15 protein-coding genes are annotated in these 14,613 nt (G+C 27.5%); 2 read left to right on the top strand and 13 right to left on the bottom strand.

Annotated features, from left to right (window positions below; all coding sequences use genetic code 11):
* Nucleotide 1 precedes the first annotated feature (1 nt).
* The 8 genes from BN1711_RS03230 to hflX all read right to left on the bottom strand — a co-directional run bounded on the left by BN1711_RS03230 (nucleotide 2) and on the right by hflX (nucleotide 7,615).
* Nucleotides 2-613, bottom strand: a complete 612-nt coding sequence (locus tag BN1711_RS03230) for a hypothetical protein (protein ID WP_050606750.1) — start codon at nucleotides 611-613, stop codon at nucleotides 2-4.
* A 141-nt stretch (nucleotides 614-754) separates the two neighbouring features.
* The gene (locus BN1711_RS03225; protein ID WP_050606749.1) at nucleotides 755-1,495 is read right to left on the bottom strand and encodes a YebC/PmpR family DNA-binding transcriptional regulator; all 741 of its coding nucleotides are present in this window, start codon (nucleotides 1,493-1,495) and stop codon (nucleotides 755-757) included.
* Between the two features lie 158 nt (nucleotides 1,496-1,653).
* Nucleotides 1,654-2,301 (bottom strand): YigZ family protein, encoded by a 648-nt coding sequence (locus BN1711_RS03220; RefSeq protein WP_050606748.1) that lies wholly within the window; start codon nucleotides 2,299-2,301, stop codon nucleotides 1,654-1,656.
* Nucleotides 2,302-2,341: 40 nt separating this feature from the next.
* On the bottom strand, nucleotides 2,342-3,013 hold the full coding sequence (locus BN1711_RS03215) for a HEAT repeat domain-containing protein (protein ID WP_050606747.1): 672 nt from the start codon (nucleotides 3,011-3,013) through the stop codon (nucleotides 2,342-2,344).
* A gap of 19 nt (nucleotides 3,014-3,032) precedes the next feature.
* Nucleotides 3,033-4,439: a MocR-like pyridoxine biosynthesis transcription factor PdxR gene (gene pdxR / locus BN1711_RS03210; RefSeq protein WP_050606746.1), complete on the bottom strand. Its 1,407-nt coding sequence runs from the start codon at nucleotides 4,437-4,439 to the stop codon at nucleotides 3,033-3,035.
* 54 nt (nucleotides 4,440-4,493) lie between these two features.
* Complete coding sequence (locus BN1711_RS03205; RefSeq protein WP_050606745.1) at nucleotides 4,494-5,390, bottom strand: nucleotidyltransferase domain-containing protein; 897 nt, start codon at nucleotides 5,388-5,390, stop codon at nucleotides 4,494-4,496.
* 109 nt (nucleotides 5,391-5,499) lie between these two features.
* Nucleotides 5,500-5,721, bottom strand: coding sequence for a hypothetical protein (locus tag BN1711_RS03200; protein ID WP_050606744.1), 222 nt, complete (start codon nucleotides 5,719-5,721; stop codon nucleotides 5,500-5,502).
* A 112-nt stretch (nucleotides 5,722-5,833) separates the two neighbouring features.
* Nucleotides 5,834-7,615, bottom strand: a complete 1,782-nt coding sequence (gene hflX, locus BN1711_RS03195; protein WP_050606743.1) for a GTPase HflX — start codon at nucleotides 7,613-7,615, stop codon at nucleotides 5,834-5,836.
* A gap of 139 nt (nucleotides 7,616-7,754) precedes the next feature.
* On the opposite strand from hflX, the gene hpt reads away from it, so the two are divergent.
* Nucleotides 7,755-8,282 carry a hypoxanthine phosphoribosyltransferase gene (gene hpt / locus BN1711_RS03190; RefSeq protein ID WP_050606742.1) on the top strand — a complete coding sequence of 176 codons (528 nt, stop codon included), beginning with the start codon at nucleotides 7,755-7,757 and terminating at the stop codon, nucleotides 8,280-8,282.
* Nucleotides 8,283-8,349: 67 nt separating this feature from the next.
* On the opposite strand, the gene yunB is transcribed toward hpt, so the two are convergent.
* A complete protein-coding gene (gene yunB / locus BN1711_RS03185) occupies nucleotides 8,350-8,982 on the bottom strand; it encodes a sporulation protein YunB (RefSeq protein WP_279233083.1) in 633 nt (210 codons plus the stop codon).
* A gap of 203 nt (nucleotides 8,983-9,185) precedes the next feature.
* On the opposite strand from yunB, the gene BN1711_RS03180 reads away from it, so the two are divergent.
* Nucleotides 9,186-11,663 (top strand): transglycosylase domain-containing protein, encoded by a 2,478-nt coding sequence (locus BN1711_RS03180; RefSeq protein WP_050606740.1) that lies wholly within the window; start codon nucleotides 9,186-9,188, stop codon nucleotides 11,661-11,663.
* Between the two features lie 198 nt (nucleotides 11,664-11,861).
* On the opposite strand, the gene spoVAE is transcribed toward BN1711_RS03180, so the two are convergent.
* The 4 genes from spoVAE to sigF form a co-directional block, all read right to left on the bottom strand.
* Nucleotides 11,862-12,218: a stage V sporulation protein AE gene (gene spoVAE, locus BN1711_RS03175; protein WP_050606739.1), complete on the bottom strand. Its 357-nt coding sequence runs from the start codon at nucleotides 12,216-12,218 to the stop codon at nucleotides 11,862-11,864.
* A 14-nt stretch (nucleotides 12,219-12,232) separates the two neighbouring features.
* Complete coding sequence (spoVAD, locus tag BN1711_RS03170) at nucleotides 12,233-13,246, bottom strand: stage V sporulation protein AD (RefSeq protein ID WP_050606738.1); 1,014 nt, start codon at nucleotides 13,244-13,246, stop codon at nucleotides 12,233-12,235.
* A gap of 23 nt (nucleotides 13,247-13,269) precedes the next feature.
* A complete protein-coding gene (gene spoVAC / locus BN1711_RS03165; protein WP_050606737.1) occupies nucleotides 13,270-13,725 on the bottom strand; it encodes a stage V sporulation protein AC in 456 nt (151 codons plus the stop codon).
* Nucleotides 13,726-13,844: 119 nt separating this feature from the next.
* Nucleotides 13,845-14,600, bottom strand: coding sequence for an RNA polymerase sporulation sigma factor SigF (gene sigF / locus BN1711_RS03160; RefSeq protein WP_050606736.1), 756 nt, complete (start codon nucleotides 14,598-14,600; stop codon nucleotides 13,845-13,847).
* Nucleotides 14,601-14,613 lie beyond the last annotated feature (13 nt).

The raw sequence follows: 14,613 nt of genomic DNA, 5'->3' as shown, positions 1-14,613 counted from the left end.
ACTACTCATAATCTTCAAGACGAGCCTCTGCTTCCTCTCTTGTATTACACTGAAAATACTTATCTCCTTTTGTAAGCATTTCAATATCTTGTTCTTTTAATCTATTAGCTTTAATATCTGTTATATCTTTGTGCTCATCTTCAATATGCATATTTCCACTCTTATCTGTTCTGTATATGGCTATTTTTCCATCTTTAATACCTAATACATATTTATTAGGCGCATATTTATCTTCATTTTTTACTAATATAACTTCATTAGATGAAAACTTTTCTATCTTAAATCCTTCTTCCTTATAGAAATTTTCTACATCCTCTTTTCCTTTACCTAATAAGTTACTCCCCTCTTTAAGTTGCTCTTCACTTTGTACTAATTCATCATTAGATTTTGTATATTTTATTTTAAATATTAGCTTACAACCTTTTGATAAAATAGCACCTTTATTTCCACCTACTGCTAAGGAATCTTGTTGTTTTTCATAAGAATTAACTTGCCTTTTATTACTATCCACTTTTGTTCCTTTTATTTTAACTAATCTTATGTAATAAAATGATACAAATAAAACTGCAATTGAAACAGCAATTATAGTTATATTTCTTTTTTTAAGATCCATAATATCCCTCCTATAGTCTATTATGGACATATAGTTTCTAATTTATTCAAAGCTATACAAAAAAGCTACTTTTTATAAACAAATAATATGTTTGTCTTAAAAAGTAGCTATATTAATATATTTTTTATTTATGTATCCATACTAACCTTCAAATTCATCTGGGAATTCAGCATTATGATATACATTTTGTACATCATCATCATCTTCTATTGTATCTATAAGTTTTTGAACTTTTGCTGCATCTTCCATGCTAACTTCAACATAATTATCTGGTATCATAGTAAGTTCTGCTGAAGCAAATTCAAAGCCTTCTTTTTCTAGAGCTTCTCTAACTAATCCAAAGCTTTCCATAGTAGTTATGATTTCAAAAGCTTCTTCTTCTGCATTAAAATCTTCTGCTCCTGCTTCTAAAGCCTGCATCATAACCTCTTCTTCATCCATTTCTTCTTTTCTTTCAATTATGATTTGTCCTTTTTTTTGGAACATCCAACCAACACAACCGTTAGCACCTAGATTTCCACCATGTTTATCAAAAGTGTGACGTACATTTCCAGCTGTTCTATTTTTATTATCTGTTAAAGATTCTACTACAACAGCTACACCACATGGACCATATCCTTCATATACTATTTCTTCATAGTTAACTCCACCTAATTCTCCAGAAGCTTTCTTTATAGATCTTGAAATTGTATCATTAGGCATATTATTAGACTTAGCTTTTGCTATAACATCTCTTAGTCTTGCATTTATATCTGGATTTGGTCCTCCTTCCTTAACTGCTACCATAATTTCTTTACCTATTTTAGTAAATATTTTTCCTCTTTTTGCATCTGCTTTACCTTTTTTTGCTTGTATATTATGCCATTTTGAATGTCCTGACATACGTTTTCCTCCTAACTTATTTACGAGTATTTATATTGAGTTAATAAAATCATTTTAATTAATATATAAAAAATATTTTTATTATTAAGGTTTAAAACACTAAATTATTATAGCATATTAAAAGTAACAAATTCAAATAATTAATAAGAATCTACAATTTATACATCATTATATAATCTGTTTTTCATTTTAAAATAATATTTTTCATCCCCTGTAATTATCTTACTTTTACCACTTGTAATTTCAGTTACTTTTTTACTCACTCTATCTATTAATTTTGATTCACATAGCATAGTTATAGTAACCTTGTCTGTATATTCTATATTTTCAATATGCCATGACTCCTGTTCAAAAGCATATTGAATTTTCCCTAAAGCATCATAATCTGCAGTAATTAAAATTGGTGATCCCTTTACTCTCGCCACTATACCTGCATTATCTATAGATATAGATGCTCCTTTTGAGTATGCTCTTACAAGTCCACCTTTTCCTAGCAGTATTCCTCCAAAATACCTTGTAACTACAACCACTATGTCCGTAAGTTCTTTTTTCTTAATAACATCTAAAACCGGAACTCCTCCTGTGCCTTGAGGTTCCCCATCATCGCTATATCTTTGAATTCCCATATTTTTACCTATTACATAGGCATATATATTGTGTCTTGCTTCTTTTTCTTCTCCTTTAACTTTATTTATAAATTCTTTAGCTTCATCCTCTGTATAAACTCTTTTGGCTCGTCCTATGAATACAGATTTTTTTTCCTCAAATTCATCTTTTCCGAAATTTCTTATGGTAAAATACGTCAATATATTTTCACTCCCTTTTAAGACCTATAACTTTTCTTATTTAACCTTTAGAAGTATCACTATCCGTTTCACTTAAATATTCTTCTGCTGCATTTTTTATGTAATCTTTATTTGCATTATCTTTTAACCTAATTATCTTTAATTTGGCTTTACTACTTTTTATTTTATATAATGATTTTATGGCATAAAAAACCACCTGTGGATTATCATCTTCTAATGCTCTTATCAATGCTTCCTCACATTTTTTATCTCCTATTTTTCCCATAGCAGATACCGCCATTCTTCTTATATTTATAAATTTGTGTACTGAGGCTTTTAATAAAATATCAATACCTTCTATATAACCTATTTCTCCTAAAATCCAAACCGCTGATTGCTTTTCTCTAGGATACATATCCGCATAATTTTCTTTTATAAATTTAACTAGTTTATCTTTTGTAATTTTATCTAAATAATTTATAGTATCAATTTTATCTTGTTTCCCAGAAGAACTTAATATAGTAAATAACTCTTTTATATTAGAGCTTTTAGCTAAAATTCCATATTTAATCTTACCTTCTAGCACATGTTTTTTTATAGTAGCTTCATCTAGTCTTCTTATTCGAGCTAATGTTTGTATAGATTTACCCTCAGAGTATAAAAAATAGGTGATTTCTTCTTCTGAATAATCTTGTATCTTTTCCCAATCTATAATTAACATATTTTTATTCAAACAAATCACCTTCTTTAAATTACTTTAAAACATTATTTATTAAAGTTATACCTTTAAGTATATCTTCTTTGGTATTTTCTGAAAAACCTATCCTAAAATACCTCAATCCCTCCTTAGGATTTTTATAAAATAATACTCCCGGAGTAATTAAAACTTTATTCTTTATGCATTCATTAAAAAGTCTCATAGAATTAATCTCTATGTTTTCTTTTATTCTCATATAGAAATGAAGTCCTCCACCAGGCACGTAAATTTCCACTTTATCTTTTAATAAATCTTCTAAATATTTTTTCGTATATTCATATTTAGACAAATAAAAATCATTTAAATAATTTATATATCTTATCCAAAATCCTTTTGTTAAATATAAATCTAAGGCTCTTTGCATTAAACTTGAAGTAGATATATCTGTATTAACTTTTACACTTTGAATGCTTTCCCTTAATTTTTTAGGTGGAATAACATATCCTAATCTAATTCCAGGTAAAAAAATCTTAGAAAAACTTTTTATATATATAACCTTATCATTTCTATCTAAACTTTTAAAGGTAGTATATTTTATACTTTTATCATAAATTAACTCAGACAAATAATCATCTTCAATTATATAAAAGTCGTATATAGTTGCCAAGTTAAGTATAGCTCTTTTCTTTTCTAAACTACAACTTACCCCTGTAGGATTTTGAAAATAACTCATAGTATAAAAACATTTTATATTATGTTTTTTAACTATTTTTTCTAGTTCATTTATATCTATTCCGTCCTTTTCTATAGCTACTTCAAATATATTAGCTCTTCTCCACTTAAATACAGATATTGCACCACTATAAGTAGGCTTTTCCAACAAGATATTATCATTAATATTTACTATAGCTTTAGATATTATATCAATACCCTGTTGCGCCCCTGAAACTATGAGAATATTGTCCTTACCTATTTTATTTTTCCAAAATACTTCATCTATATGTTCTCTTAATCCTTCATAACCTAAAGATTCTTGATATATCAAAGCATCTTTTCCATCCCTATCTAAAACTTCATTAATCATATTTTTAAAAGTTTCTACAGGAAACAAATCTCCACAAGCACCTTCACCTATGAAATCTATATATTCTTCATTATCACTATTGGATATATGTTTTAATCTATCAGCATACTCTCTTTTAAAATTTCTAGTAACTTCTTTTCTCTTAGCATAAGTACCACTCCCAACTTTTTTAGTAGCATATCCTTGAGATACCAATTTATTATAAGCATTTACTATAGTAACATTATTAACCTTTAGAAAATTTGCTAATTTCCTTATAGACGGTAACTTTTCATTATCTTTAATTTCATTAGAATCAATCATATTTTTTATATAATCATATACAACCATATATTTAGGCATTTTAGATTGACTAAAGGTTACACTATACTTTTCCACAATATCCACCCTATCTTATAACTTAATAACGAAATAATTTTTAGTTTAAAAACATTATATAAAATAAACATTTTGTTCAAATAATAGCTCCCCAGTATTTACCTTAACTTTTCTACTGCTTTTTTTTATAATATTTAGCTTATTTAAACAATTTAATATTTCTTCCATATGTATATTATAATTTATAAAAATAGAATCTTTTTCTATTTCTTCTGAAGTTAATAATATTTCTTTCTCTTTCATATAATCCATTAATATTGATGTAATTTTTCTTATATTATCATTTAAAAAATCTTCTATATACTTTATTAATTTATTTATTATTTCTTTCAAATTTTCCTTATAAAAAAATAAACTATCCACAATTTTCTTAAATTCATCATTTAAACTTGTTGCCATAGTTATAGCATCCTTACTTATCATATATCCTGAATAGTTAATATAAAGTTTTGAAAAATCTTCTACTATGTTTATTGCCGCATTATAAGCCACATAAAATCCAGAATTTTTTAGATATTTTTTGCACATACCAATACTTTTAAATAAGTTTCCTAAATAAACTAAATTCCATCTTTCCCTATCCCTATCTGGGTAATACCTACACTTATCATACCATGAGTTAACAGATAAATCTTTAGAAAAAACTAATCTAGAAGATGCAAATATTCTATGAGTTTTTCCTCCCCTTAAATCATCATCATATATTGTATTTAGTTCATTGCTATCTAAAAGTTTAATATGTATAGGTACACCTTTTTCTTCTGTATAAATCTTTTTTATGGAAGATGATTTTTTATCTAATATAATAAACAAGTCTATATCTGACTCTTCCCATAAATCACCTGTAACCATACTTCCAAATACCATAACTGCTAAAACCTTATCATTGTCTTTTAATCTTTCTATTATAGTATTAAAAGCCTTTTGATATCTAATTATATCCTTATTCAAATTGCCACCCTCTCCCCCTTATATTACTTTAAAATATAGAACAAAAAATTGTATAAATAAAAATCTTAATTTTTTATATTATAAGCAATTTACTTTATAAGTTCAATTATTATAATAATATTTTATGTATATACTCCCTTTGTTTATGATTACAATTGTTACAACTAAATATATGTAAACAATACTCTTTATAATCTTTTATCTCTCTATCAGCACTATAATCATCTAAGTATTCCTGCATTCTTCCTTTATCCACCAAGTTACCTCCGCACTTATTGCAAACAAATTCTATTGTTTTTAGTTTATTACATATTGGACATATATTTTCCATATTAATCTCCTTTCTTATTTGTATATTATATATATTTTTACCCATTTACTTTAAAAATAATTTAAGCCATAAATCTTAAAAGAATTATGGCTTAAATATAAAAATAAAAATTTTATTCTTCTATTAAAAACTTCCTACATTTATTAAAAACTTCCTCATCTACCTTAGTTTCTATATATGTTCCCTCTTCTCTATATTCTTCTTTATCAATTTTACTATTTCTGTGCAAAAATGCTACTATATTTTGTTTATCATAAGGAATAGAATATTTAACTTCAATTAAAGTATATGGAAGGGATTTGCTTATATTTTGTAATAATTCTTCTAAATTTATACTCAACTTAGCAGATATATCTATTACATTTTCATCCTTATATTTATCTTTAAAATAGTTTAAAGTTTCAATTGAAACCTTATCTACCTTATTTAAAACTAATATCATTGGTTTTTGTTCTACTCCTAATTCTTTTAAAACCTTATTAACAGCATCTATTTGTTTTTCAGCTGAGAAAGAGGATATATCTATCACATGTAAAAGTAAATCTGAATAAATAACCTCTTCTAAGGTAGATTTAAATGCTTCTACTAACTCATGTGGCAATTTATTTACGAAACCAACAGTATCAGTTATTGTAACTATTTCATTATCTGGAAGGCTAATTGCTCTAGTAGTAGTATCTAAAGTAGCAAATAGCATATCTGCCTCAAATACTTTTTCCTTGCTTGAAGACTTTGCTAAAGCTATATCACATAATCTATTTCTCAAAGTGGACTTACCTGCATTAGTATATCCTACTAATGAAACTTTAGGTACTTCGTTTCTATTACTTCTTTGAGTTTCTCTTACCTTTTTTATTTTACTTAGCTCTTTATTTAACTCATATATTCTTTCTTTTATATGTCTTTTATCTATTTCTAATTTTTTCTCCCCAGGACCTCTAGTACCTATACCTCCACCAGTTCTAGATAAAACTGATCCCAATCCTGTAAGCCTTGGTAATCTATATTTAAGTTGAGCTAATTCTACTTGTATTTTACTTTCTTTACTTTTTGCCCTTCTTGCAAATATATCTAAAATTAATGTATTTCTATCTATTACTTTAGCTCCTATAGCTTCTTCTAAATTTCTTATTTGTGATGCTGCAAGTTCATCATCAAATATTATTACATTAGCGTGAAGCGCTTGCCTTCTAAGAGATATCTCCTCTACTTTTCCAGTACCAATATAATAAGCTGAATCTATTTTATTTCTATTTTGAAGCACCTTATCTACTACTGTAATATTACACGCCTTAGCTAATTCTCCTAATTCATTTATACTTTCCTCATCATCTACTCCTACAAGTATTGCTCTTTCAGTATCTTCTTTTATATCCTCTGTATTTTCTAAAAATTTTTCTATATATTTTACCTTACCTTGAATATTAAAGTTTACAACTTCTTGTAATGTTAATGGAGTTGTTTCTTCTGTAACTAACATATCATTTTGTAAATCGCAAAAACCTAAAGTAATACCTGTTATATTTCCTTCATTAACACCTATTGCTGCAATGCAATCTAATTTAAGTTTTATTAAAGCTGACAAGTCTACACAAGATAATTTAGGATTTCCATTAGGGTGAGTATGAACCACTTTAACTCCACATAATTTATTTTTCTTTACATCTATTTCTGGAAGTTCTACTGTAGTACTATCTCCTATAGAAACTGCTAATACATTTCCTTTTCTAGAAACTGCTACACTAATTTCTCTATTTAATTCTTTTGTTAATTTGCACATTACATTCACAATTTCTTCACTTATGACGGAATTCTTTTGTACTTTTATATTATATATATATTCTAATTGTTGTAAGAAACTTTTTTTAATTCCCTCTATATTTCCATATATCATTTTTATCTACCTTTCTAGTTGAAATATTATCTACATAAAATTATAGCATTAATCATATACTTGACAACTTTCATATAATTTTATACTATAAAAACAATATTGTAAATATACATAATATTATATCTATTGGAGGATTATAATGGAAGAAAAAAAGAGAAACATATTAATTAGCAAAGAGGAAATTGAAAGAAAAATTTCAGAAGTTGGTAGTGAAATTTCAGAAGATTACAAAGAAAAAAAATTATACGTATTATCTCTTTTAAGAGGGAGTTTTATTTTTGCTGCAGATATTGTGCGTGAAATAACTGTACCTACAAAAATAGGTTTTATGACTACTTCAAGTTATGGTCATGCTGAAAAATCTTCTGGCACTGTAAATATAGTAAATGATATACCAGATGATATTACAGGATATGACGTACTTATCGTAGATGATATTGTAGATACTGGAATAACAATGGAATTTGTAATGAATCATGTTAAATCTTTAGGTGCAAATTCAGTAAAATGTTGTGTTCTCTTAGATAAACCAGAAAGAAGAAAAGTAGAATTAACTCCTGATTACTATTGCTTTAAAATTCCTGACGTATTTGTTGTAGGATACGGTTTAAATTACGGAGATTATTATAGAAATATACCCTATGTTTTTAACTGGGAAAATAATTAATATCTTATTTAAAAACACTACCAATATTTATCTAGAAATATTTTTGATAGTGTTTTTTTATTTCTCTTTATTTATTATTTTTAACTTTAAATCCTAATCCGTCTAAATTCATATCAATTGCTGAATCTGGTGTATTCCCTACTATTATTGTTTCACATATAGGAACCTCATTATTAACCTCTATAGCATCATTTTTAAAAGGTAAAATAATATTTGCTTTTGTTTTCACCTCTACATATATAGTATGTCTTGTTTGGTTAATACCTGCACTTTCAAAAGTTGATTTGTATTTAGTTTCAATATAACCTATTGGTTCTACTTTAACTTTAATTTTAGGTCCATAATAAGCCATGATATTATTTTTAAATATATAACCTGCTGGGAAATACAAACCCATATTTTGTAATTTTTCTAGTTGTTTTTGTGAATCTAATGTAATATCGCAAGCAATTTTATTCATCTTTAATGTATCTGCTCTTAATAAAACTATTTTTCCCTCATGATCCTTATCTATTTTTATAATTTCATGATAATTAAAATTTTTAGAACACTCTTTTATTATTGCTCTATTTATTATTTCTGTTATATCTACCTTTGCTTGAGCATTAGCTACCTTAAATATATTTGGAGTTATACGCTTATCAAAAAAATACATAAAAACGTTAATTACACAAATTATAATCATAAGTAATAGTATTATTTTTATTTTTTTATTTTTTATTTTTTTTTCCTCCCTATTATTTTAATAAAATTTATCTTATTTATCTTTACTTTGTAAAAATATAAAATATTCATTCTAAATATAGATTAACAAATTCCTCTTATTAATAACCAAAGCAAATTAATATATGTTATAATATTAAAAATCAATATTTTATTTACATAAACTAAGGAGGACCATATATGGCAAAAAAGAAAAAGAAACGCAAATCCAGCGTGTTTAAAATAATATTTAAAACCATACTTATACTATTTTTAGTAGGATTAGTAGCTTTTAGTGGTATAGCTATAGCTATGATAAAAACAGCTCCTCCACTAGATGTACAACAAATACTAACCTTAAATGAGCCATCTGTGTTATACGATGATAAATCGCAATATATGGATAAAGTTATCACTAATGAACAAAGAATAGTTGTGGATTCTAAAACTATACCTAGTAATTTAAAAAACGCATTTACTAGTATTGAAGATGAACGTTTTTATAAACATAAGGGTGTAGATCCTATAAGAGTTACGGGAGCTATATTAGCTAATATAGCTAATAAATTTAGAAATAGTAATAAAATTCAAGGAGCCTCTACTATAACTCAACAATTAGTGAAAAATACGGTTTTATCTTCTGAAATCTCTTTTAAAAGAAAAATACAAGAAATGTATTTAGCTATTAAGTTAGAAAAAGAATTATCTAAAGATAAAATATTAGAAGCTTATATGAATACTATCTTTCTTGGTGGTAATTCTTGGGGAGTGGAGGCAGCCTCTAAGCAGTACTTTAATAAAAGTGCTAAAGATTTAACTTTAATAGAATGTGCTTTTTTAGCAGGTATTCCTCAAAGTCCTTCTGTTTATTATCCCTTTTCCGAAGCTTCTAAGAAAAATCCCTCTATATACATAAATAGAACTAAAACAGTTTTATATAAAATGTTGGAAAATGGATATATAAATCAAGCTCAATACGATGATTCTATAAAAAACTTAGATGCAAAAAAATTAGCTTTTAGCAAACCTTCTTCAAATAATGGAAGACTAAACTATGAATGGTTTACTAGTCCCGTTATTGAACAAGTAAAAAAAGATTTAAAAACTAAATATAACTATGATGATAAACAAGTTCAGAATATGCTTATGAACGGAGGACTTAAGATTTATACTACTATGGATAAATCTATGCAAGATAAGATTCAAAATATAATAAATAATGCTGGTTACTTAAATTCACATGATGTAAATGGAATAATACAACCTCAGGCCTCCACTGTAGTTATGGATTATCATAATGGTGAAGTAAAAACTGTAATTGGAGGACGTGGAAATCAGCCAGTTAGGTCTTACAATAGAGCAGCCTCATTCAACTATCTAAGAGCTGCAGGATCAAGTATTAAACCTTTGACAGTATACTCCCCTGCAATTGACACTAAAAAGGCTACGGCAGCTACAGTTATAGAAGATTCACCTGTTCCTACAGATATAGGTACTAAATATGGATCTTCTAGTAATCCTTATAATCCCAAAAATAGTCCTAATATTTATAGAGGATATGTAACTTTAAGGGAAGCCTTAATGAATTCTATTAACGTAGTTGCTGTTAAACTAGTTGATATGATGCATCTAGAGACTAGTATATCTTATGCTGAAAAATTTGGAATTCCCTTAGATAACCATGATAAAAGTAGTATTGCATCTTTGTCCCTAGGAGAACTTCATAAAGGAACCAATCCATTAATTATGGCTCAAGCCTATGGAACTTTCGGTAATAATGGTAATTGTACTTATGCTAAACTTTATAGAAAAGTTGTAGATAGAAATGGTAATATTTTATTAGATAATAAAACTCAATCAAAACAGGTCTTATCTGCACAAGCAGCTTTTATAACCTATGATATGCTTCAAGGCCCAGTAAGCTCAGGTGGTACCGGTCCACAGGCTAACTTTGGTAATATGGAGATAAGAGGTAAAACCGGTACATCCAGTGATATGAAAAATTTATGGTTTTGTGGATTAACTCCTTATTACTCAGCTGCTGTATGGATAGGTAATGATGATTCTTCTACAGTAAGTGGGGTGTACAGTAGTACTGCCGCAAGATTATGGGGAGATATAATGAGAGAGTTCCACGCAAACTTACCTTATAAACAAGTTCAAAAACCTGATGGAGTGGTTACTGCTAGTGTAGATAAAGTTTCTGGTAAACTTCCTACATCTTTATCTTATAAGGATCCTAGAGGAAGTACAGTTTATACAGAATTATTTATTAATGGAACTGTACCTACTGAACAAGATGATATACATGTAGAAGCTAGAATAAATAAAATCACTGGAAAATTAGCTTCAAACTTTACTCCAAATTTTCTTACAGAAACTAGGATTTTCTTAAAACGAAATTATGTACCTACCGTTTCTTTATTAGATGAAAAATGGGTTTTACCTAAAGAATATGATACTGAAATACAAAATAAAATTAATAGTCCTAAACCAAGTATAGATAAGAATAAGAAAAAAGAGAAAGAGAAGGAAAAAAATAAAGACAATACTAATAATAAACCTTCCTTAGATACTAATATAAACACACCAAATGAGAATAATAATACTAATACGGATAATGTAGGTCCTAACATGGAGCCTAATCCAGATAATAATAAACCAAAAGATAAACATTAAAAATGAAGTAAAAAACTTAAGTTACTTTATAACCAAATAAAAGGCATATCCTAAATTATAGGATATGCCTTTTATTCAAAACAATATTATAAAAATTGTATTTTTATAATATTGTTTAAATTTTATTACTATATCTTAAATTAATATGATAGAGTATTGATTTTATTTACACTCTAGGATAACTTAGCTTTAAGTTATCTATTCTTTAGTTTTAGGATTAAATATTAAAGCCATTATATATCCAAATAAAATAGCTGCACTTATTCCTCCTGCTGCACCTTTTGCTCCTCCTGTAAATGCACCTATTAATCCTTTTTCATCTACTTCTTTTATAGCAGCTTTAGCTAATGTATGACCAAAACCCGTAAGTGGTATAGTTGCACCTGCACCGCCTACATCTATAACATATTGATATATATTTAAAGCTCCTAATATTACACCTAAAGTAACAAAACTTACAAGTATTCTGGCTGGTGTTAATTTTGTTTTATCCATTAATATTTGAGCTATAACACAAATACATCCTCCAACTAAAAAAGCTCTTAAATAATCCATCTCCTTACTCCTTTCTATACATCCATTTCTATAGAAACTGCATGAGCAATTCCAGGAATACTTTCTCCTTGCTGACAAGATGTAGTGCTCATTAAAGCTCCTGTAGAAACCAAAAGTGCTCTTTTAAATTTCCCACTTAATAAATTTTTATATATATATCCACAGTCTACTACAGCTGAACATCCACAACCACTTCCTCCAGAACAAGTATCTTGCTTTTCGTTATCAAATATTATTTCACCACAATCCATATATATATTTTTCACATCATATCCATGATTTAAGAGAAGCTTTTCTGTAAGCTCTCTTCCTACTTTTCCTAAATCTCCTGTAGCTATAACATCATAATCTTGTGGTGTTCTTCCAGTATCTACAAAATGCTGATATATAGTAGCTATAGCGGCTGGTGCCATGGAAGCTCCCATATTATTAACATCAGTAATACCAAAATCTTTTACTTTTCCGGTTGTAATATACGTTACCCCAGGAAAGTTACCTTCTTTTCCTAGAACCATAGCCCCCGCTCCTGTAACTGTCCATTGGGATGTAGGTGCTCTTTGTGAACCATATTCAAGTGGAAATCTAAATTGTCTCTCTGCAGAGGCAAAATGAGAAGATGTAGCTGCTACTACATAATTTGCAAAATCTCCGTCTATAAGCATAGATGCTATACTTAAAGATTCTGTCATAGTAGAACAAGCACCATATAATCCTATAAAAGGTATACCTACATTTCTTGCCGCAAAGCTTGAAGAAATAGTTTGATTTAATAAATCTCCAGAACACAAATAATTTATATCGCTATCCTTTAAGTTAGCTTTTTTTATACTTTCTTCTATAGCAGAATATAACATATTACTTTCTGCTTTTTCAAAGCTATCTTGATTAAACATATCATCTTCTAATATAAGATCAAAATAATCTTTTAAAGGGCCTTCTCCTTCTTTAGGTCCTACTAAACTCATAGTAGATATTATTTTAGGATTAGTAACCAATTTTACTGTTTGTTCTCCTACTCTTTTATTCAAAATACCCTCTCCTCTATTTTAAATTACAATTTAGTCATTATAAAATAAATTATACCTACTATTATAGATGAACTTATACCATAGACTAATACAGGGCCTGCTATAATAAACATTTTGGCACCAACACCAAAAACATAACCTTCCTTTTTAAACTCCATAGCTGGAGAAACTATAGAATTGGCAAATCCAGTTATAGGTACAACTGTGCCTGCACCTGCAAAAGTAGCTATCTTATCATATATACCAACTCCAGTTAAAAGCGCTCCCAAAAACACCATAACAATTGATACATAAGTACCTACATCATCTTTTGGAACACCTAAACTTAAAAAATAATTCATAAAGAATTGGCCTACATCACAAATAAGTCCTCCTACTATAAATGCACTTATACAGTGTTTTAACAGTTGTGGTTTAGGTTCTACCTTTGTTGATAAATCATCAAACTGCTTTCTTAAGTTTTTTTCATCTATAGCCATAAAATCCCTTCCCTTATAAGAATTTTTATTAAATTTAGTTTATACAATAAAAAAATTTTTAAACAAAAAAAGATACTAATAAAAATTTAGTACCTTAATTTATTCAAAATAATTTAATTTTATCCACTTAATTCTTTTCTCATAATTTTTAATACTTTTTTTTCAATTCTAGACACCTGTACTTGACTTATTCCAAGTTGTTTTGCAACCTCTACTTGTGTCTTGTCTTTAAAATATCTTAATACTATTATTTGACGTGACTTAATATCTAAAGTTTTTAATGCTTCTTTCAATGCAATATTATCTACTACTTTTACATCTTCTTCTTTATTTTCACTTATCTTATCTATAAGTAGAACCGGCGCTCCATCTTCTTGATGGATAATATCATATAAATATTGAGGTGAATTTAAACAATCCATAGCCATTAATATTTCATCAACTGAATATCCAGAAAAGCTAGATAATTCCTCTATTGTAGGTTCTCTATTTAACTGTTTGGCTAATTTTTCTTTTGAATAATGAAGTCTCTTAGCTGCTGTTTTTATACTTCTACTAACTTTTATTATACCATCATCTCTTATAAACCTTTTTATTTCTCCCATAATCATAGGTACAGCATAAGTAGAAAATTTCACATTATATTTTAACTCAAAATTATTGATGGCTTTTACAAGTCCCATACATCCTATTTGAAATATATCATCATATTCATATCCTCTATTTAAAAATTTTTTACTTATGGCAGAAACTAAAGGTAAATTAACTTCTACAAGTTTATCTAGGGCATCTTTATTTCCATTTCTCGCCTTTTCTATAAGTTCTATGTTATCTTCAAAGGTCTTATTATCTTTAATTACATTTTCACTATTCATAATATTCACCTAA

The sequence above is a fragment of the Clostridium niameyense genome, from assembly GCF_001243045.1.
GTDB lineage: Bacteria > Bacillota > Clostridia > Clostridiales > Clostridiaceae > Clostridium_F > Clostridium_F niameyense.
The sequence above is the reverse complement of the archived record's forward strand: the minus strand, read 5'-3'. Positions and strand labels throughout refer to the sequence as shown.